Here is a 17,765-nt window from a genome sequence, read left to right as displayed (position 1 = left end):
GGCGTGCCGATTTTAGCTGGTTTGCTTCCGTCGGCCACGTCCATTCTGCGATAATGGTCGGATTGCCATAAAGGAATTTTCAATGGATCTCGCTTATCTGCTTACTCCCGTCATCACCTGGGCCGCTGTCGGACCGATCAAATTCTTGATCAGCAGCGCGCGCAACCGGCGCTGGGCCTTCAACCTGGTCGGCAATGGCGGCTTTCCGAGCAATCACAGCTCGGTGGTGACGGCGATGGCGACCCTGATCGCGCTGCGCGAGGGCATGGGCCATCCGGCCTTCGGCGTGGCCGTCACGCTGTGCTTTATCGTCATGATCGATGCGAACAGCCTGCGCCAGCACGTGGGACGGCAGGCCAGGGCCATCAACCGCATCGCCAAGGACGACGGCGCCCACACCTGGCTGCGCGAGCGCATGGGCCACACCCTGGTGGAAATCGGCGGCGGCATCGCCACCGGCATCGCCATGGGGCACCTGATGTTTGCCTTGTTCAGCCGTTAATGATCCACCAGGCCATATCGGCCGTTTTTTGCAGTTCGCCCCCGTTATTTGCATTTCAGTCGCGTATTCCGGCGTTCCGTCTTTCACTGATTGACCTGGCAGCGCCGTTATCTGATACTGCGCAGCTTGTAGTTTTGTAAATTCAGCATCCTTTATACTCGGAGACACTTTATGTTGCGCAAAACCATCTTGGCGCTCGCCGTCGCTTCAGCCTTGGTCGCCTGCGGCAAGCCTGGCAAGGAACCTGAAAAAGACGCCAGCGCCTCGGCCACCGCCAAGGCTGGCGACAAGAAGGCGCCTGCCTCGCTGATCGCGGCGCCTGAAGACCTGGTGACGGTGGAAACCAACGCGCTGGCGTCCGGCCCGGTCATCACCGGTTCGGTGCAGCCTGAGCGCAAGGCGGACCTGCGCGCCGAGGTGAGCGCGATTGTGCTCCAGGTAATGAAGGAAAACGGCGAAGCCGTGAAAAAGGGCGATCTGCTGGTGCGCCTGGACGACACCTCGATCCGCGACGGCCTGAATTCGGCCGACGAGGCGATGCGCGCGTCCACCCAGTCGCTGGAGCAGGCCACCCGCATGCTGGAACGCCAGAAAACCCTGCGCGCTTCCGGCATGACCTCGGCCCAGGCGCTGGAGGATGCTGAAATCCGCCGCAACAACGCCCAGAGCGACCTGGCAGCGGCCAAGACGCGCACCGTCACCGCCCGCCAGCAGCTGCACCGCACCGAGGTGCGCGCGCCGTTCGACGGCATCGTCAGCGAGCGCAAGGTGTCGAACGGCGACACGGCCCAGATCGGCAAGGAGCTGATCAAGGTGATCGATCCGACCTCGATGCGCTTCGAAGGCCTGGTCTCGGCCGACAAGATCGGCGTGGTGAAAGTGGGCCAGACGGTGGTGTTCCGCATTAACGGCTATCCGGGCCAGAGCTTCAACGGCAAGGTTAAGCGCGTCGATCCGGCCGCCAATCCGGTCACCCGCCAGGTGGAAGTGCTGGTGGACTTCGCCGAGAAATCGCAGTCGCGCGTGGCCGGCCTGTACGCCGAAGGCCGCGTTGAAGCTGAATCGACCTCCACCCTGATGATGCCAAGCTCGGCCCTGGTGCTGAACGGCGACAACAGCTACACCTGGCGCGTCAAGGACCGGACCCTGGTGAAAACCCCGGTCACGCTGGGCGTGCGCGACGATCGCAGCGGCAACTGGCAGGTCAAATCCGGCCTGGCCAGCGGCGACGTGGTGATGCGCACGCCGGGCTCGAACTTCAAGGATGGCCAGAAAGTGGAGCTGTCGGCGCCGAAAGCGGTCGCCTCGGCTTCGACGCCTGCGGCTGGCAACAAAGGAAACTAATCCATGTTCTTATCCGATTTCAGTATCAAGCGGCCCATTGCCACCATCGTGATCATTATCGCGCTGATGTGCGTGGGCCTGATGGCCCTGTCCAAGCTGCGCGTCAACCAGCGTCCGGACGTGGAAGTGCCGATGATCTTCGTCACCGTGCCGTACCCGGGCGCCTCGCCCGAGACGGTGGAGCGCGAGATTATCAACCGCCTGGAAAAATCGCTGCAAAGCATCACCGGCGTGACGGAAACGGTCAGCACCGCGTCCGAAGGCCAGGCGCGCATCCAGATGAAGTTTACCTTCAGCAAGAACCTGATCGAAGCGACCGACGAGATCCGCAACTCCATCGCCTCGGTGCGCTACAAGCTGCCGACCGAGATGCGCGAGCCGGTGGTGCAGCGGCTGGACCTGTCGGCCGAGCCCATCATGCAGATGTCGGTGTCGTCCAAGACCCAAAGCCATGCCGTGATTTCGCGCCTGGCCGAAGACCAGCTGGCGGACCGCTTCCGCGCCATCGACGGCGTGTCCACCGTGACTGTCAACGGTTCGCTGCGGCGCGAGCTGAGCGTGCTGCTGCGCGCCGAGAAGTTGCGTGAATACAATGTGTCGGTGGGCGACGTCACCAATGCGCTGCGCATGCAGAACACCAATGCGCCGGTGGGCAAGGTGCGCGGCTCGCTGGACGAGAAGAGCATCCGCCTGGTCGGCCGCATCGAGCGTCCGGAAGACTTCCAGGCCGTGGTGGTCAAGCGCCGCGGCGACGAGATCATCCGCCTGGGCCAGCTCGCTACCATTGAAGACGGCTTCGCGGAAATCAACAACGTCAGCCAGCGTTCCGGCAAGCCCAATGTGGGCATCTCGGTCACCCGCTCGCGCGACGCGTCCACCGTCAAGGTGGCCAACGCGATCCGCGAGATGGTCAAGACCGTCAACAAGGAACTGCCGCAGGGCACGGAAATCGAAGTCACGCAGGACGGTGGCGAAGAGTCCGAAAGCAATCTGAACAACGTGATCGAATCGCTGGTGTTCGGCGCCGTGCTGACCATTTTCGTGGTCTACGCCTTCCTGAACTCCTGGCGCTCGACGCTGATCACCGCGCTGTCGCTGCCCACCTCCGTGATCGCGGCCTTTATCGCGGTCTGGCTGTGCGGCTTCACGCTGAACTTCATGACGCTGCTCGGCCTGTCGCTGGCGATCGGCGTGCTGATCGACGACGCCATCGTGGTGCGGGAAAACATCGTGCGCCACATGCAGATGGGCTCCGACCGCCGCAAGGCCGCGCTGGAAGGCACGGCCGAGATCGGCCTGGCCGTGGCGGCCACCACCTTCTCCATCATGGCCGTGTTCATTCCGGTGGCGGTGATGCCGGGCGTGTCGGGCGAATGGTTCCGTCCGTTCGCGCTGACCGTGACCTGCTCGGTGATGGTGTCGCTGTTCATCTCCTTCACGCTGGACCCCATGCTGTCGGCCTTCTGGGGCGACCCGCCCGACCACCACACCGCGCCGAAGAAGGGCCTGAGCAAGGTGCTGGCCCGCTTCAACGACTGGTTCGACCACCAGGCCGACCGTTACGGCAAAGTGATCGGCTGGGCGCTGCACCACCGCCGCTGGATGACCGCGATCGCGCTGCTGACCTTTGTCGGCGCCATCGTGCTGCACGCCAAGTTCGGCGGCTCGAGCTTCCTGCCGCAGTCGGACTACGGCACCATCATGATCGACGTGCGCACGCCGTCTTCGAGCAGCCTGGACTACTCGCGCCTGAAATTGGAAAAAGCGGCGGAAATCGCGCGCAGCCTGCCTGAGAATCCGAAGACCAATGCCTATATCAACCTGAGCGGCGGCCGCGTGTATGTGGACCTGGGCAAGAAAAAGGAGCGCAAGCGTTCCGCCGCCGAGGCGGCAGCCGAGCTGCGCACCAAGCTGAGCGGCCTGGTGGGCGCCGAGTTCGTGGTGCTGGACGATTTGAGCAACGGCAACCGCAAGCCCATCCAGGTGGAGTTCACCGGCGCGGACACCCGCAAGCTGATGGCCATCACCAGCGCCTATATGGACAAGCTGCGCCAGGTGCCTGGCGCGGTGGACGTGGGCCTGTCCGAACAGGATCCGAAGGACGAGCTGCAGATCGAGCTGGACCGCGGCCTAGCCAACTCCATGGGCATTTCGGCGGGCGACGCGGCGCAAGCGCTGCGGGTGGCGTTCGCCGGCATCGAAGTGGGCGACTGGGTCGATCCGACCGGCGAGTCGCGCGACGTGGCGGTGCGCCTGCATCCTGAAGACCGCACCGGCTCCGAGAACATCGAGCGCCTGCCGATCGCCGTCACCGGCACGGCCCAGATGGTGCCGCTGGACCAGATCGCCCGCGTCACCATGGGCAAAGGCCCGGCCACCATTACCCACAAGGACGGCAAGCGCCTGATTTCGGTGTCGGCCAATGCGCAGGGCCGCTCGGTGGGCGAAGTGACCACCGACGCCATGAAGCTGGCCAAGGAAATCGACTTCCCGCCAGGCTACGGCCTGTCGCTGGGCGGCGCCGGCAAGGACCAGAAAGAGCTGTTCACGGAAATGACCATCGCGCTGGTCGCGGGTATCGGCCTGATGTATCTGATCCTGGTGATGCAGTTCGGCTCCTTCACCGCGCCTATCGCCGTGATGCTGTCGCTGCCGCTGTCGCTGATCGGCGTGGTGCTGGCGCTGCTGCTCACCAAGGGCACGCTGAACCTGATGAGCTTTATCGGCATCATCATGCTGATGGGCCTGGTGGCCAAGAACGCCATCCTGCTGCTGGATGCGGCCCGCAAGCGCGAGGAAGAGGGCTACGGCCGCGAAGACGCGCTGATGCACGCCGGCCGCATGCGCCTGCGCCCCATCCTGATGACCACCTTCGCGCTGATCGCGGGCATGTTCCCGGTCGCGCTGGGCCTGGGAGAGGGCGGCGAGTTCTACCGTCCGCTGGCGGTCGCCATTATCGGCGGCACCATCACCTCGACCATCCTGACGCTGCTGGTGGTGCCAACCTTCTACGACAGCATCGAGATCGCGCGCGACCGCGCCGTGGCCAAGTACGGCCGCCGCGCACTGCGCTGGCCTACGCTGGTGGCCTTCCTGGTGACCTTCGTGGAAGCGCTGCTGACCCTGACCTTCATCCGCCTGGTCTACCGGCTGCTGAAATGGGTGGTGCTCAAGCTGACGGGCCGTGGCGGCCCCAGCCTGAAACCGGCCGCATAAGGCCTTGGCTTCTCCGGAAAAGGGACCCCGAGCGGGTCCCTTTTCTATTGGCGCGCCTTATTGTTGCTTCACAAATGTAGTATGCTACGCCCCCGCCCGGCGCCGGCTGGCCGCTGCCGGGATATGACCAGCAACTACATAGCAAAAAGCAGAGACTCACATTGAAATCTAAACACCTGACCCTGATCGTGGCCGCCGCCCTGGCCGCCCTGTCCACCTCCGCCATGGCATCCGGCTACCGCTTTGGTTCCCAGAGCGTGGCCGCGCAAGGCACGGCCGACGCCAACGCCGCCGAAGCCGACGACGCGAGCGCGCTGTACTACAACCCGGCCGGCATGAGCCGCCTGCAAGGCCAGAACTTCAGCGCCGGCGCCACCGCCGTGGTGCCGCATTCGACCTACAGCGACACCGGCTCCAAGCGTTTCACCGGCACCAGCAGCGGCGGCACCGCCACCGACGGCTACGCGCCGGACGTGGTCGTCGCCCCGTCGCTGTACTACACCAGGCAGATCAACAGCCAGTGGAGCGCCGGCCTGGGCATGTTCGTGCCATACGGCACCAAGCTGAACTACGGCGACAACTGGACCGGCCGCTACGCGCTGACCAATATCAAGCTGGAAGCCATCGCGCTCAACCCGTCGGCCTCGTTCAAGCTGAATGAGCAGCACTCCTTCGGTTTCGGCCTGACGGCAGAGTACATGAAGGCCGAGCTGGGCCAGGCCGTGGACGTGCCGGGCACCGTGGCCGCGCTGGCGGGCACCCCGAACAGCGCTGCACTGGTCAAGCAGATCATGGCGCTGGGCGGCAACCCCGCCGCGCTGGCTGCGGTCAAGGACGGCCGTGGCGAGAACGACGGCAAGGACTGGGGCTTTGGCTTCAACCTGGGCTATATGTTCCAGCTGGACAAGGACACCCGCTTCGGCATCGCCTACCGTTCGTCGATCTCGCACAAGCTGAAAGGCTCGACCGTGTGGGACTTCTCCAACGTGACCACGGACGCGGTAGTGAACAAGGTGCTGGCCGCCAGCTCGCGCAAGGTGAACTCGGCCGCCCTGGTGGCGCTGCGCACGCCGGAAACGCTGTCGGTGAACGGCTTCCACCAGATCAACGCGCGCTGGGCCGCCATGGGCGACGTCACCTGGACCCGCCATGACCGCATGGGCGACCTGCACATCCAGTTCCCGGGCACGGACGAGGGCGACGAAGTGATCCGCCAGCAGTGGAAGAACAGCGTGCGCGTATCGCTGGGCGCCAACTACAAGTACGACGACAAGCTGACCCTGCGCGGCGGCGTGGCCTACGACCAGACCCCGGTGAACAGCGACGAGCTGCGCCACCCGGCGCTGCCGGACAGCGACCGCAAGCAGTTCTCGGTTGGCGCCAACTACAAGCTGTCGCCGCGTTCGTCGATCGACCTGGCGTACAGCTTCCTGGACTTCAAGGACGCCAACACCAACTACCGCAACAACTGCTCGCCGCTGACCGCAGGCTGCACCGGCAACGGTGAAACCACGCGCGGCACGTACCAGACCCATTTGCAATTGCTGGGTGTGGCGTACAACTACCAGTTCTAAGCTGGTCCGCCAGCACGGCGGGTTAGCGGGGCTGCGCCCCGCTAACCCGCCCTACACTTGTATCGATATCGTAGGGCGGGTTAGCGGCGCAGCCGCGTAACCCGCCATGCGCAGCCGCGCAAGCTCCCCTTTATTGCTGTTTCGCCGGCGGCGTTTCCTTGCTGCCGCTGCCCGTGGCGCCCGTCGTCCCCGACGTGCCGCTGCTGGGCGGCTGGGTGGTGGCGGGCGGCGTGGCGTTCGGGTCGGTTGGCGTGGTGGGCGCAGGCATGGTGGTGTCAGGTGCAGGCGTGGTCGCAGGTGCTGCCGGCGGCGGCGTCGTGGCCGGCGTCGTGGCGCTGTCCGTGGTGCCTGTGCTCGTGCCGGTGTCTGTGGTGCGGTTTTTGCAACCAGCCAGCGTGCCGGCGGCGAGGATCGCGCTCAGCAGCAGCGCGGTGCTTGAAGCTTTCATGGTGTTTCCTTTCACGGTGAGTAAAGTGTTTTTACGAATGCTCGCCAGAGTAAGTCCCATTGCTTTGATACGTATGCGGCACAAAGGTTCCAGCTTGTTTTACGCCGGCGCCAGCGTGCGCAGCAGCGCCGGCACTTCCGCCGAGATTTCCCGCGCCAGATAGCCCAGAATGCCGTAGCGCAGCGCCAGTTGCTCGCCGGCCGCCGCGTGCAGCGCCACGCCCCAGGCCGCCGCCTGCTCCAGCACGCAGCCGCGCGCCGCCAGCCCGGCGATGATGCCGGCCAGCGCGTCGCCCGAGCCGGAAATGGCCAGGCCGATATTGCCGCCCATGTGTTCCCACAGCTGCCCGTCCGGCGCGGCGATCACCGTCAGCGGCCCCTTCAGCGCCACTACCGCGTTCCAGCGCGCCGCGCAGCGCTGCGCCACGCTGTGCGGCTCGGCCTGCACCGCTTGCCGCGACAGGCCGCACAGATGGGCCAGCTCCCCCGCGTGCGGCGTCAGCAGCACCGGCTCGCTGAAACGGAAGTGTTCGCTCTCCACCGGCTCGGCCAGCAAGTGCGGTTCGGCGGGCGGGCGCAGCAGTTCCATGGCGCCGGCGTCCAGTATCACCTTGCGGCCCGCGCAGCGCGGCAGCAGCGCCCGCACCAGCTCGGCGCTGGCCGTCTCGTCCTGCATGCCGGGGCCGATCAGCACCGCGTCCGCCCGGTGCGCCGGTTCCCCCAGCTTGCGCGCCGCTTCGATGGAGAAGCCGCCGCCGGCCGTTTCCGCCAGCGCGATCACGCGCGCCTCGGGCAGGGCTGCGGCCACGTGGGCCGCCGTGCCGGCGGCGGTGGCCAGCGTGAGCTTGCCCGCGCCGGCGCGCAGCGCCGCCGTGCCCGCCAGCAGGGCGGCGCCCGGCATCTCGCGCGAGCCGGCCACGATCAGCATGTGGCCGCGCACTTCCTTGTCGCTGTCGAAAGTGGGCATGGGCAGCGGCCATTCGCGCAGCGTGCGCAGGCTGATGTCGATGGCGTCGCGGTGGCTGCTGGGCATGCTGGCTCCCGGTATGGCTCTGCGGCGCTCAGGACTTGGGCGCGGCCGGCATGTCCGGCTTGGCCGTCACCGGCGTGCCGCTGTCTTCCAGCGGCGCCACGAAGTTGGCCGCCTGCAGCACCAGCTTGCCGTGCTTGCCCGCCGCCGGGTCGAACAGATAGGAGGTCACGCCGCAGTTGGGCACGTCCGCATCGCGGTCCACCGCCAGGATCTCGGCCTCGTCCATGCGTTCCAGCAGGTAGCGGAAGCAGTTCACAATGACCTGGTGGCCGACGATGAGCACGCGTTCGCCCCGGTACTCGCGCGTGATGGTGTCGAGCACGCTGCGCAGGCGCAGGATGACGTCGCACCAGCTTTCGCCGCCCGGCGGACGGAAATAGAATTTGCCCACGTGCCGGCGTTGCTCGGCCAGTTCGGGGAATTTGTCGGCAATGCCCAGCGGCGTGAGCCGGTCCAGTATGCCGAACTCTTTTTCGCGCAGGCGCTCGTCGGCGATCACGGTCAGGCGCGCGCGGCCCAGCTGTTCAATCACGGCGGCGGCGGTGCCGCTGGCGCGCACATAGGGGGAGTGCAGCACCACCTCGGGCTGCTGATCGGCGGGCAGGGCGCCGAACCAGGCCGCCAGTGCGCGCGACTGGCGCTGGCCCAGTTCGGACAGCGGCACGTCGACATCCCGGTGGGCTATGTCGATCAGGAACTGCGAGGCCGCTTCGGCGGCTTCGCGCGCCACATTGCCTGCGCTCTGTCCATGCCGCACCAGCCAGATCTGCTGGGGCCACTTTTGTTCCATGCCGGCCGCTCCCGTAACGTCGTGCAGCCCATGCTAGACGAATTTACAAAAGCGCGGCGCAAGCGTGCTTAGGCGGCTTTGCTGTCCTGCCCGGCGTCGGCTTCCTCGCCCAGTTCGGCGTTGCTGTTGAACACGGCCATATCGGTTTCGCCCAGCACGCGGCTGGTGAGGGCGCCGGCCGTGACGGAGCCGCTGACGTTGAGCGCGGTGCGGCCCATGTCGATCAGCGGTTCGATGGAAATGAGCAAGCCCGCCAGCGCCACCGGCAGGTTCATGGAGGACAGCACGATCAGCGCCGCGAAGGTGGCGCCGCCGCCCACGCCGGCCACGCCCACCGAGCCGATGGCGATAATGGCCAGCAGCGGCGCGATAAAGGCGGCCGTGAACGGATCCACGCCCACGGTGGGGGCGATCATCACCGCCAGCATGGCCGGGTAGATGCCGGCGCAGCCGTTCTGGCCTATGGTGGCGCCGAACGAGGCCGCAAAGTTGGCGATGCCTTCGGAGGTGCCGAGGCGGCGCGTTTGCGTCTGCACGCTCATGGGAATGGCGCCGGCGCTGCTGCGCGAGGTGAAGGCGAAGGCCAGCAGCGGGAAGATCTTCTGCACATAGCGCAGCGGATGCAGGCCGGCCGCCGACACCAGCGCCAGGTGCACGCAGAACATGAGGATGAGCGCACTGTACGAGGCCAGCACGAAGCTGATCAGCTTGAGGATGTCGGCATAGCTGGAGCTGGCCACCAGGACCGCCATCAGCGCGTACACGCCGTAGGGTGTCAGGCGCAGCACCAGCGTGACCATGCGCATGACGATGGCGTGCGCCACCTTGATGAAGTGGTCGAAGGAGGCGAACAGCTCCGGCTTCTTGTCGTGGATGCCGATGGCCGAGATGCCGATAAAGATGGAGAAGATCACCACCGCGATGGTGGAGGTCTTGCGCCCGCCGGTCAGGTCGAGGAAGGGATTGGCGGGAATAAAGCTGATGAGCATGCCGGGCAGGTTGATGGCCTGCGCATCGCCCAGCTTGCCTTGCAGATAGGCACCGCGCGCCGCTTCGGCCGCGTTGGCGGTGATGCCGACCGCGCTCAGGCCGTACACCTTGGCCATCAGGATGCCGATGCCGGCCGCCACGATGGTGGTGGCGATCAGCGTGCCTATGGTCAGCGCACTGATCTTGCCCAGCGAGGACGCGTTCCTGAGCTTGAGTATGGCGCCGATGATGGACACCATAATCAGCGGCATGATAATCATCTGCAGCAGCTTCACGTAGCCGGTGCCGATAATGTCCAGGTAGTCGGTGGTGGTTTTCAGCTCCGGGCTGGCCGCGCCGTAGATGGCTTGCAGGCCGGCGCCCAGCAGCACGCCCAGGCCGAGGCCGCTGAATACGCGCACGGTGAAGCTGGCGTTCTTGCGCTGCTGGGTAATCATGAAGGCGAGCAGCGCGAGCGTCACCGCCAGGTTGAGGATTACATTGATTGCCATGGGCCGGCCTTATAAGGAAAAACAATAAGCCGGGCCATTTTAATGGGAAATCCCGAGGCTTGTGCGGCAGGGGCCGGTTGCCCTATGGAATATTTGCGTATTTCCATATCTGTTTTTTGTTGGAAAAATGCTTCAGGCAGGCGCAAGCCAGATATCGAAACTGGTTTCGCCCGCGCCGGTGGAGGCCAGCTTGTGCGCGTAGCCGTGCCGGTTCAGCACTTCGCGCGCGAACAGCAGGCCTATGCCCTGGCCGCCTTTCTTGGTGGTGAAGAAGGGCGTGAACAGCTGGCTGGCCGGCACGCCGCCCAGGCGGTCGCCCGAGTCGGCGATGCTCAGGCGCGCGCCGCGTCCATCGCCGGCCGCCGTAAGCGACAGGTGGACGTGGCCGCTTTGCAGGCCCTGTTCCTGCATGGCCGCTTCCACCGCCTCCATGGCGTTCTTGACGAGGTTGAGCAGGGCTTGCTCCATGAGCTGGCTGTCCATGGGCAGCAGCGGCACCTCGTCGCGGCGCGTCCACGCCAGCGTTATGCCACGGCTGCGGCAGGGCTCGCGGTACAGGCCCACGATGTCGTCCAGGATGGCGCCGATCGCGGCGGGGCGCAGCTCGGGCGCCGGCATCTTCACCACGCGGGTAAAGCGCTCGATGAACTCGCCCAGCCGCACATTGCGTTTCTTGACCGCCACGATGGCGGTGCTGAAGTCCTCCGCGTCGCGCTCGGCCAGCTGGCTGCGGTAGTACAGCAGCGATTCCAGCACGGACGCGGTGGCGGCCACGGTGTTGTTCACCTCGTGGCCCAGCACGCGTATCATTTTTTCATAGGTGGCGTGTTCGGAGTCCGCCAGCTCGGCCGTCAGTTCGTCTATCAGCAGGAAGTGGCGCGCGAAGCCACGGTCGTAGAACTGGCCGCGCTGGCCCCGGTAGCGGCGGCCGTCCTGGTCGCTCAACAAGCGGCTTTCGCCCAGCGGCAGCGCGTCCAGCTGCTCCAGCAGGCTGTGGCTGCGCAGCGTGCTGCCTTCGGGCGCGTTGAGGCCGAGCAGGGCGCTGGCGCTGGCGTTGGCCAGGCTGATGCGGCCGTCGAAGTCGTACACCACCACCGCGCTGGGCGTGGCTTCCAGCAGGCGGTCGAGGAAGCCTTGCTGTTCGCCCACGCGCAGGCGCTCCTGGTAGAGCGCGTCCAGCATGCCGTTGAACAGCTTGAGCAGTTCGCCCAGCTCGCCCTGTTCCGTGCTGGCGGAGCTGCGCAGGCGCGCGGCGTAGTCCTGGTCTTGCAGCAGGCCCTGGAAGCGCTGGGTGTAGGCCAGCGGCTCGAGCGCCTGGCGTATCAGGCGCAAACCCAGCGCCCAGCTGGCCAGCAGCGCGGCCTCCAGGCCGATAAAGACCAGCGGCTGCGCGCGGTAGTGCAGCAGCACCAGGGCCAACAGCAGCAGGTGCAGGGTGGCGAGGTAGAGCTGCAGGCGGCGCCGCAAGCCCATCATGTTCCCGCGCCTGCGCTTCCGCCGTCCGCGTCGCCCGGCGCGCTGCCCATGCCGTGGCGTTCGAGCCGGCGGTACAGGGCGTTGCGGCTCAGTCCCAGCGTCTTGGATACGCGCGAGATATTGCCCTGGTGCTGCTCCATCGCCTTTTCTATCATGTGGCGTTCGACCTGTTCCAGCGTCATGCCGTCCACGTCCAGGCCCGAGCCGCGCGCGGCGGCGGCGTCGCGCTGTTCGGCGTCCACGAAGTCCGCCTGCGCCAGCATGCGCTTGCCGGACAACAGCATGGTGCGCTCCAGCGTCTGCTTCAGCTGGCGGATATTGCCGGGCCAGGGCTGCGCGCCCAGCCAGTCCAGCGCGGACTGCGCCAGGCTGACGTCGGCCAGGCCGTAGCTGGCCGCCACCTCGGCCGTGATATGGCGCGCCAGCAGCGCAATGTCGCTGCGGCGTTCGCGCAGCGGCGGCAAGCGCAGCGTGATGAGGTTGAGCCGGTAGTACAGGTCTTCGCGGAACTCGCCGGACGCCACCTGTTCCGCCAGTTCGCGGTTGGTGGCGGAGACCACGCGCATGTCCGCCTGCTCGCTGCGGCTGGCGCCCACGGGCAGGTAGCTCTGGTCCTGCAGCACGCGCAACAGCTTCACCTGGCCGGCCCGGTCCAGCTCGCCGATTTCGTCCATGAACAGCGTGCTGCCGTGCGCCGCCGCCACGTGGCCCTTGCGGTCGGCCTTGGCGTCGGTGAAGGCGCCGCGCACGTGGCCGAACATTTCGCTCTCGAACAGCGAGGGCGTGATGGCGCCCATATTGATCTTCACCGGCGCCTGCGCGGCGCGCGGGCTGTTGCGGTGGATGGCGTCGGCAATGAGCTCCTTGCCGCAGCCGCTTTCGCCCAGGATCAGCACCGGCGCGCGCGTGGCCGCCACCTGGCCCACAGTGGCCAGCAGCTTGAGCAGGGCAGGGTGCTCGCCGATGATGCCGCTAAAGTCGAACTGGCGGTCCAGCGCGGCGCGCGTGAGGGCGGGCTGCGCGCCCGCATAACCCGCATCGCCCGCCGCATCCGCTGCTGCATCGCTTGCGGCATTGCGCTGTCCCAGCTCCAGCGTGGCGCGTATCAGCTCCACCAGCTGCGCGTTGTCCCACGGCTTGGTGAAGAAGTTGGCCGCGCCGGCCTGCATGCCTTTCACCGCCAGCGCAATCGAGCCCCAGGCCGTCATCAGCAGCACCGGCATTGCGGGGTGCTGCTGGCGGATGCGGCCCAGCAGCGCCAGGCCTTCCTCGCCGCTGGTCTGCAGCGAGAAGTTCATGTCCTGCAGCACCAGGTCAAACGGTTCGGCGGCCAGCAGCGCCAGTGCCTGGCGCGGGTCGTCGCAGCTGTGCGGGTCCAGGCCGGACTGCTTGAGCAGCAGGGCCAGGGAGACCAGCACGGCGCTGTCGTCGTCGATGATGAGGATGCGGGGCTTGCGTGATGATTCCATTGATATCGTTCTATTCGTAATGCAGTGCGTCGGTGGGGCTCAGGCGGCTGGCGCGCCAGCCGGGGTATAGCGAGCAAAGCAAGGATAGCAGATAGATAATCAGCATCGCCAGCGCAGCGGCCACAAAAAACACCGGCCAGTTCAGGCTGGCGCCCAGCGCGCCGGTGAGCGGCAGCTGCACCAGCAGCGCCAGGCCGGCCAGCATGGCCACGCTGCTGAGCAGGAACTGTTCGGCGATGATCTGGCGGCAGATGTCGCCCGCGCTGGCGCCCACGGCGCGGCGCAGGCCGATTTCGGGGATGCGCCGCGTGGTGTTCTGCCACAGCACGCCGAACAGGCCGAAGGCCACCATCAGCAGCAGGAAGGCCGCCACCACCGACAGCACCATCAGCGGCGCCATGTCCATCTTGTGCTTGCTGGCGCGCAGGTCGCTCAGCGGCGCCACCGTGTACGACCAGTTGCCGCGCACGCCCTTGAGCTGGCGCTGCAAGGCAGCCTCGAAGGCGCGCGGCGTATCCGGCTTCAGGCGCAGCAGGATGGTGCGCAGGCCATGCACGGTGCCGCTCGGGCTGTAGCGCAGGAACATGAAATTGGACGGCGTGCCGAACTCGCCGCCGCGCCGGTAGTCCTCCACCACGCCGCGCACGCGGTAGCGCTCCGGCTCGGCCGAGCTGCTGGTGCTGGTGATGAAGGTCTTGCCTACTGCCGCGCGCACGGCGTCCGGCCCCGGGAACAGCGCCTCGGCGAAGCGGCGGTTGATCACCACCGCGCCAGCGGCGGCGCCATCGTCCGCCGCCGAGTACCAGTCGCCCGCTTCGAGCGACATGCCCAGCACGGAGAAGGCCTCGTCGCTCGCCTCAATGAAGGAGGCGGGCATGGTGGGGCCGCCCGGCACCTGGAAGGTGCTGCGCATGTCCGAGTTCTGGAAGGGCGCGAAGGTGGTGAAGGCCGCCTGTTCCACTTCCGGCATGGCTTCCAGCACACGCCGGAACTGGCCGCGCAGCGGCTCGTCGTCCTTCTGCGCCTCGTCCTTGCCGGTCTGGATGGTGACCGCCCATACGGTGGCGTGCTGGAAGCCCAGCGGCATGCGGTAGAGCTGCCAGCTGCGCGCGGCGAAGGCGGCGATGGCGAACACCAGCACGAAGGCCAGCAGGATTTCCAGCGTCAGCATCAGGTTGCGCGATTTGCGCTTCCAGATCAGTTTAAGCAGGTGGCGCAGCATCAGGCGGCTCCCTTCAGGGCGTGGACAGGATCGAGGCGGGACATTTTCCAGGCCGGCGCCACGCCGGACAGCAGCCCGAACACGATGGTGACCAGCAGGCCGTAGGCAAACACGGTGAAGTTCAATTGCACTTTCAAGTAGGGGATGAGGGCGGACGCTTCCAGCCACGCCAGCACGCCCCAGGTGCACAGCAGGCTAAGCGCGCCGCCTGCAAGGCACAGCAGCACGTTCTCCAGCAGCAGCTGGCCGGCCAGCTGGGCGCTGGTGGCGCCGAAGGCCTTGCGCACGCCGATCTCGCTGCTGCGCTCCATGATGCGGCCCATGTTGAGGTTCACCAGGTTCAGCGCGGGCAGCAGCATGAACAGCAGCATCAGCACGCTGATGACCGCCAGCACCATGGCCGAGCCGGAGTCGGCGCCTTCGCTTTGCGTCACCATGCGCGAGAACAGTCCCAGCTTGGTGTCGGCCCAGAAGCGGGCCGAGTTCCACTCGCGCGGGTCGTCGAACTGCACGCTGCGGGCGATGCGTTCCACTTCCTGCTGGATCAGCGGCAGGTCGGCTTCGGTGCGGCCCAGCAGCAGGGCGGTGAACTCGCCAGACATCTGCGTGCGGTATTCGCTGGAAGGGAAGGTGGTGATGGGCGCCCAGATGTCGGATAGTGCGTTCAGTTGCAGCGCGTCCTCCACCACCCCCACCACCTCGAACACCTGGCCGCCGGCGTTGATCTTTTGGCCCACGGCGGCGGTACCCGGGAACAGCTTGCGCGCGCTCGATTCGTTGATGACCGCCGCCATGCGGCCTTGCGCCATATCGTCCGCGTTCAGCACGCGGCCGGCCAGCACCTTGAAGTCCAGGATCTGCCAGTATTCGGCGTCGGCGCGGCGCAGCAGCAGCTGGCTGACGCGGTCGCCCTGGTAGACCGAAACATCCTCCGGGCCGGTGACGGCGGCCACCAGCTGGGCGGTCTTCATCGGCTTCAGGTATTTTTCGATCAGCTTGTAGCCCAGCGGGCTGCGGCGCACCTTGTGTTCGCCCGCGAGGCGAGACTCCAGCATGTGCACCTGCAGGTAGCGGTTGCTGCGGCCTTCCACGCCGCTGGGCTGGAAAGCGTTTTGCAGCAGCGCCGTCACCACCAGCAGCACCACCAGCGTGAGCATGATGCAGGCCAGGTTGATGGCGGTGAACAGCTTGCGCCGCATGAAGACCTTGAAGGCCGTGAGCAGATAGTTGCGCAGCATGCGGCCTCCTTACGCGACCAGCTGGCCGTCGAACACGCGCACGATGCGGTTGGCGCGGCGCGCTTCCGTTTCGTCGTGCGTCACCATCACCACGGTGGTGCCTTCGGCGTTCAGCTTGAGCAGGATGTCCATCACCTCCGCGCCCATTTTGCTATCGAGGTTGCCGGTCGGTTCGTCGGCCAGCAGCACCTGCGGACGGCCCACGATGGCGCGCGCGATCGCCACGCGCTGCTGCTGTCCGCCGGAGAGCTGGTTGGGGTAGTGTTCCATGCGCGCGCCCAGACCCACCTTTTCCAGCGCCTCGCGCGCCAGGCGCTTGCGCTCGGCCGCCGTGATGTTGGCGCGGTAGAGCAGGGGCAGTTCCACGTTGTCGATCACGCGCAGGTCGCTTATCAGGTGGAAGTTCTGGAAGATGAAGCCGAAGGTGCGGTTGCGCAGCGTGGCCACGTCCTTGTCGCGGTAGGATTTCACCGGCGCGCCGCCCACGCGGATGGCGCCCGCGCCGGGGCGGTCCAGCAGGCCGATCAGGTTGAGCAGGGTGCTCTTGCCGCAGCCGCTAGGTCCCATGATGCAGACGAATTCGGCCTCCTTCACGTGTAGGTCGATATCCTTCAGCGCCAGCGTTTCCACCTTGTCGGTCTGGTAGGTCTTGCTTACTTTTTCCAGCTGTATCATGGTTTTTCCCTTATTGTTGAATGCGTATGCTGTCGAGTTCCTTGTAGCGGCTGACGTCGGAAATGATGACGCGCTCGCCCGCCTGCGCGCCGCCGGCGATCTCCACCGCCTTGCCGTCGCTGGCGCCGATGTCGAGCATGGCCTTGTGCGCCGTGCCCCCGCGCAGCACGAACACGGCCTGCCGTCCCTTGCCGTTGAAGGCCGGGCCGCTGTCGGCCACCAGTACGTTGGTTTTTTGTTCGGTGACGATGTTCACGTCCACGCGCAGCTTGTTGCGCAGCAGGGCGTGGCTGGGCTGCTCCAGCGCCACCAGCAGCTTGACGGTGCCGTTCTGGATCTCGGGCAGGATGGTGTGCACGCGGCCCGCCAGCACCTGCTTGCCCTGTTCCACGCGCACGGCCTGGCCGGGGCTGAGCAAACGGGTGTGGAAGTCGGACAGCGTGGCCTCCACGCGGTAGTTGCCCAGGTCGGACACCTTGGCCACCAGCTGGCCCACGGCGACGGCGGCGCCTTCCTCGGCGGCGAGGGAGGTCAGCATGCCGGCGAAGGGTGCGCACACCTGGGTCTGCGCCAGCAGGATCCGCTGCTGGTCCAGCTGCTTTTGCAGGATGGACTTCTGCAGCCGCGCGCCTTCGACGCCGCTGGCGGTGCTGCGGCGGTTGTCCTCTATCAGTTCCTTCTGCTGGCGCAGCTGCACCTCGGTGCGCTGCACGTTCAGTTCCGCCGTCAGCATGTCCTCGCCGGAGACGGCGCCCACGGCGCGCAGCGTGGCGTAGCGTTCGCGCTTGGCGCGCGTGCTTTGCAGGTCCAGCTCCAGCAGCTCGATGGCGCTGGCGTACTGCTTGCGCTTCTGGTCCATGTCCAGCGTCAGCCCGAGGATGCGGTTGTCCTGCTGCGCAATCTGCTCGCGGATGCCGTCCAGCGCCAGGCGCACGTTGCGGTCGTCCAGTTCCAGCAGCAGTTCGCCGGCCGCCACCTGCTGCCCCAGCTTGGCGTGCACCTTGGCCACGCGGCTCTGGATGGGGCTGGGCACCAGTTCCTCGTGTTCCGGCACCACCACGCCGGCCGCGCTGACGGTGTTGGCGATGCTGCCGCGCCGGATCTCGGCCACGGCGATATCGCTCAGGCTCACGCTGGGACCGGCCGCACGGTTGATGCCCCACGCGGCGGCGCAGGCCAGTGCCAGCGCGGCGGCGGCTGCAGCCAGCGTGCGGCGCCGGCGGCGGCGGATGATGTCGGGGGCGAGGGCAGTGTCCATGTGGCGGCGTTCAGCAAAAGAATGCAGCTTCCATTGCAAA

General features: G+C 66.5%; 14 protein-coding genes. 4 read left to right on the top strand and 10 right to left on the bottom strand.

Translation table 11 applies throughout. The annotated features are described in order from the left end of the window. The first annotated feature begins 82 nt into the window (after positions 1-82). The 4 genes from KT882_RS23500 to KT882_RS23485 all read left to right on the top strand — a co-directional run bounded on the left by KT882_RS23500 (position 83) and on the right by KT882_RS23485 (position 6,636). Complete coding sequence (locus KT882_RS23500) at positions 83-502, top strand: divergent PAP2 family protein (protein ID WP_161074849.1); 420 nt, start codon at positions 83-85, stop codon at positions 500-502. Between the two features lie 171 nt (positions 503-673). Further along, positions 674-1,846 carry an efflux RND transporter periplasmic adaptor subunit gene (locus KT882_RS23495; RefSeq protein ID WP_161074848.1) on the top strand — a complete coding sequence of 391 codons (1,173 nt, stop codon included), beginning with the start codon at positions 674-676 and terminating at the stop codon, positions 1,844-1,846. Between the two features lie 3 nt (positions 1,847-1,849). After that, positions 1,850-5,062, top strand: a complete 3,213-nt coding sequence (locus KT882_RS23490) for an efflux RND transporter permease subunit (protein WP_228893454.1) — start codon at positions 1,850-1,852, stop codon at positions 5,060-5,062. A 161-nt stretch (positions 5,063-5,223) separates the two neighbouring features. Further along, positions 5,224-6,636 carry an OmpP1/FadL family transporter gene (locus tag KT882_RS23485; RefSeq protein ID WP_228893453.1) on the top strand — a complete coding sequence of 471 codons (1,413 nt, stop codon included), beginning with the start codon at positions 5,224-5,226 and terminating at the stop codon, positions 6,634-6,636. Positions 6,637-6,766: 130 nt separating this feature from the next. Here the strand turns inward: KT882_RS23485 and KT882_RS23480 are convergent, their stop codons facing one another. From KT882_RS23480 to KT882_RS23435, 10 genes are all read right to left on the bottom strand, one after another. Next, entirely contained in the window at positions 6,767-7,084 is a 318-nt protein-coding gene (locus KT882_RS23480; RefSeq protein WP_161074845.1) for a hypothetical protein, read from the bottom strand. A gap of 99 nt (positions 7,085-7,183) precedes the next feature. Next, positions 7,184-8,116 (bottom strand): NAD(P)H-hydrate dehydratase, encoded by a 933-nt coding sequence (locus KT882_RS23475; protein WP_228893452.1) that lies wholly within the window; start codon positions 8,114-8,116, stop codon positions 7,184-7,186. Between the two features lie 28 nt (positions 8,117-8,144). Beyond that, complete coding sequence (locus tag KT882_RS23470) at positions 8,145-8,906, bottom strand: histidine phosphatase family protein (protein WP_161074843.1); 762 nt, start codon at positions 8,904-8,906, stop codon at positions 8,145-8,147. Positions 8,907-8,974: 68 nt separating this feature from the next. Continuing rightward, the gene (locus tag KT882_RS23465) at positions 8,975-10,387 is read right to left on the bottom strand and encodes an L-cystine transporter (protein ID WP_228893451.1); all 1,413 of its coding nucleotides are present in this window, start codon (positions 10,385-10,387) and stop codon (positions 8,975-8,977) included. Positions 10,388-10,519: 132 nt separating this feature from the next. Next, positions 10,520-11,860, bottom strand: a complete 1,341-nt coding sequence (locus KT882_RS23460) for a sensor histidine kinase (RefSeq protein WP_407682057.1) — start codon at positions 11,858-11,860, stop codon at positions 10,520-10,522. Then, positions 11,860-13,332, bottom strand: coding sequence for a sigma-54-dependent transcriptional regulator (locus tag KT882_RS23455; protein ID WP_228893449.1), 1,473 nt, complete (start codon positions 13,330-13,332; stop codon positions 11,860-11,862). The genes KT882_RS23460 and KT882_RS23455 overlap by 1 nt, the downstream gene beginning before the upstream one ends. A gap of 10 nt (positions 13,333-13,342) precedes the next feature. Further along, positions 13,343-14,554, bottom strand: a complete 1,212-nt coding sequence (locus tag KT882_RS23450; protein WP_228893448.1) for an ABC transporter permease — start codon at positions 14,552-14,554, stop codon at positions 13,343-13,345. Next, positions 14,554-15,792 (bottom strand): ABC transporter permease, encoded by a 1,239-nt coding sequence (locus tag KT882_RS23445; protein ID WP_228893447.1) that lies wholly within the window; start codon positions 15,790-15,792, stop codon positions 14,554-14,556. The genes KT882_RS23450 and KT882_RS23445 overlap by 1 nt, the downstream gene beginning before the upstream one ends. A 9-nt stretch (positions 15,793-15,801) precedes the next feature. Next, positions 15,802-16,467 carry an ABC transporter ATP-binding protein gene (locus KT882_RS23440; RefSeq protein ID WP_161074838.1) on the bottom strand — a complete coding sequence of 222 codons (666 nt, stop codon included), beginning with the start codon at positions 16,465-16,467 and terminating at the stop codon, positions 15,802-15,804. Positions 16,468-16,477: 10 nt separating this feature from the next. After that, positions 16,478-17,725 (bottom strand): efflux RND transporter periplasmic adaptor subunit, encoded by a 1,248-nt coding sequence (locus KT882_RS23435; protein ID WP_228893446.1) that lies wholly within the window; start codon positions 17,723-17,725, stop codon positions 16,478-16,480. Between the last annotated feature and the right edge of the window lie 40 nt (positions 17,726-17,765).

This window comes from Pseudoduganella aquatica, from assembly GCF_020865585.1.
GTDB classification, from domain to species: domain Bacteria; phylum Pseudomonadota; class Gammaproteobacteria; order Burkholderiales; family Burkholderiaceae_D; genus Rugamonas; species Rugamonas aquatica_A.
The sequence above is the reverse complement of the archived record's forward strand: the minus strand, read 5'-3'. Positions and strand labels throughout refer to the sequence as shown.

Excerpts from the sequence above, each read along its gene's own strand:
- KT882_RS23500 (WP_161074849.1), top strand. The coding sequence starts at position 83 with ATGGATCTCGCTTATCTGCTTACTCCCGTCATCACCTGGGCCGCTGTC.
- KT882_RS23495 (WP_161074848.1), top strand. The coding sequence starts at position 674 with ATGTTGCGCAAAACCATCTTGGCGCTCGCCGTCGCTTCAGCCTTGGTC.
- KT882_RS23490 (WP_228893454.1), top strand. The coding sequence starts at position 1,850 with ATGTTCTTATCCGATTTCAGTATCAAGCGGCCCATTGCCACCATCGTG.
- KT882_RS23480 (WP_161074845.1), bottom strand. The coding sequence starts at position 7,084 with ATGAAAGCTTCAAGCACCGCGCTGCTGCTGAGCGCGATCCTCGCCGCC.
- KT882_RS23475 (WP_228893452.1), bottom strand. The coding sequence starts at position 8,116 with ATGCCCAGCAGCCACCGCGACGCCATCGACATCAGCCTGCGCACGCTG.
- KT882_RS23470 (WP_161074843.1), bottom strand. The coding sequence starts at position 8,906 with ATGGAACAAAAGTGGCCCCAGCAGATCTGGCTGGTGCGGCATGGACAG.
- KT882_RS23465 (WP_228893451.1), bottom strand. The coding sequence starts at position 10,387 with ATGGCAATCAATGTAATCCTCAACCTGGCGGTGACGCTCGCGCTGCTC.
- KT882_RS23460 (WP_407682057.1), bottom strand. The coding sequence starts at position 11,860 with ATGGGCTTGCGGCGCCGCCTGCAGCTCTACCTCGCCACCCTGCACCTG.
- KT882_RS23455 (WP_228893449.1), bottom strand. The coding sequence starts at position 13,332 with ATGGAATCATCACGCAAGCCCCGCATCCTCATCATCGACGACGACAGC.
- KT882_RS23450 (WP_228893448.1), bottom strand. The coding sequence starts at position 14,554 with ATGCTGCGCCACCTGCTTAAACTGATCTGGAAGCGCAAATCGCGCAAC.
- KT882_RS23445 (WP_228893447.1), bottom strand. The coding sequence starts at position 15,792 with ATGCTGCGCAACTATCTGCTCACGGCCTTCAAGGTCTTCATGCGGCGC.
- KT882_RS23440 (WP_161074838.1), bottom strand. The coding sequence starts at position 16,467 with ATGATACAGCTGGAAAAAGTAAGCAAGACCTACCAGACCGACAAGGTG.
- KT882_RS23435 (WP_228893446.1), bottom strand. The coding sequence starts at position 17,725 with ATGGACACTGCCCTCGCCCCCGACATCATCCGCCGCCGCCGGCGCCGC.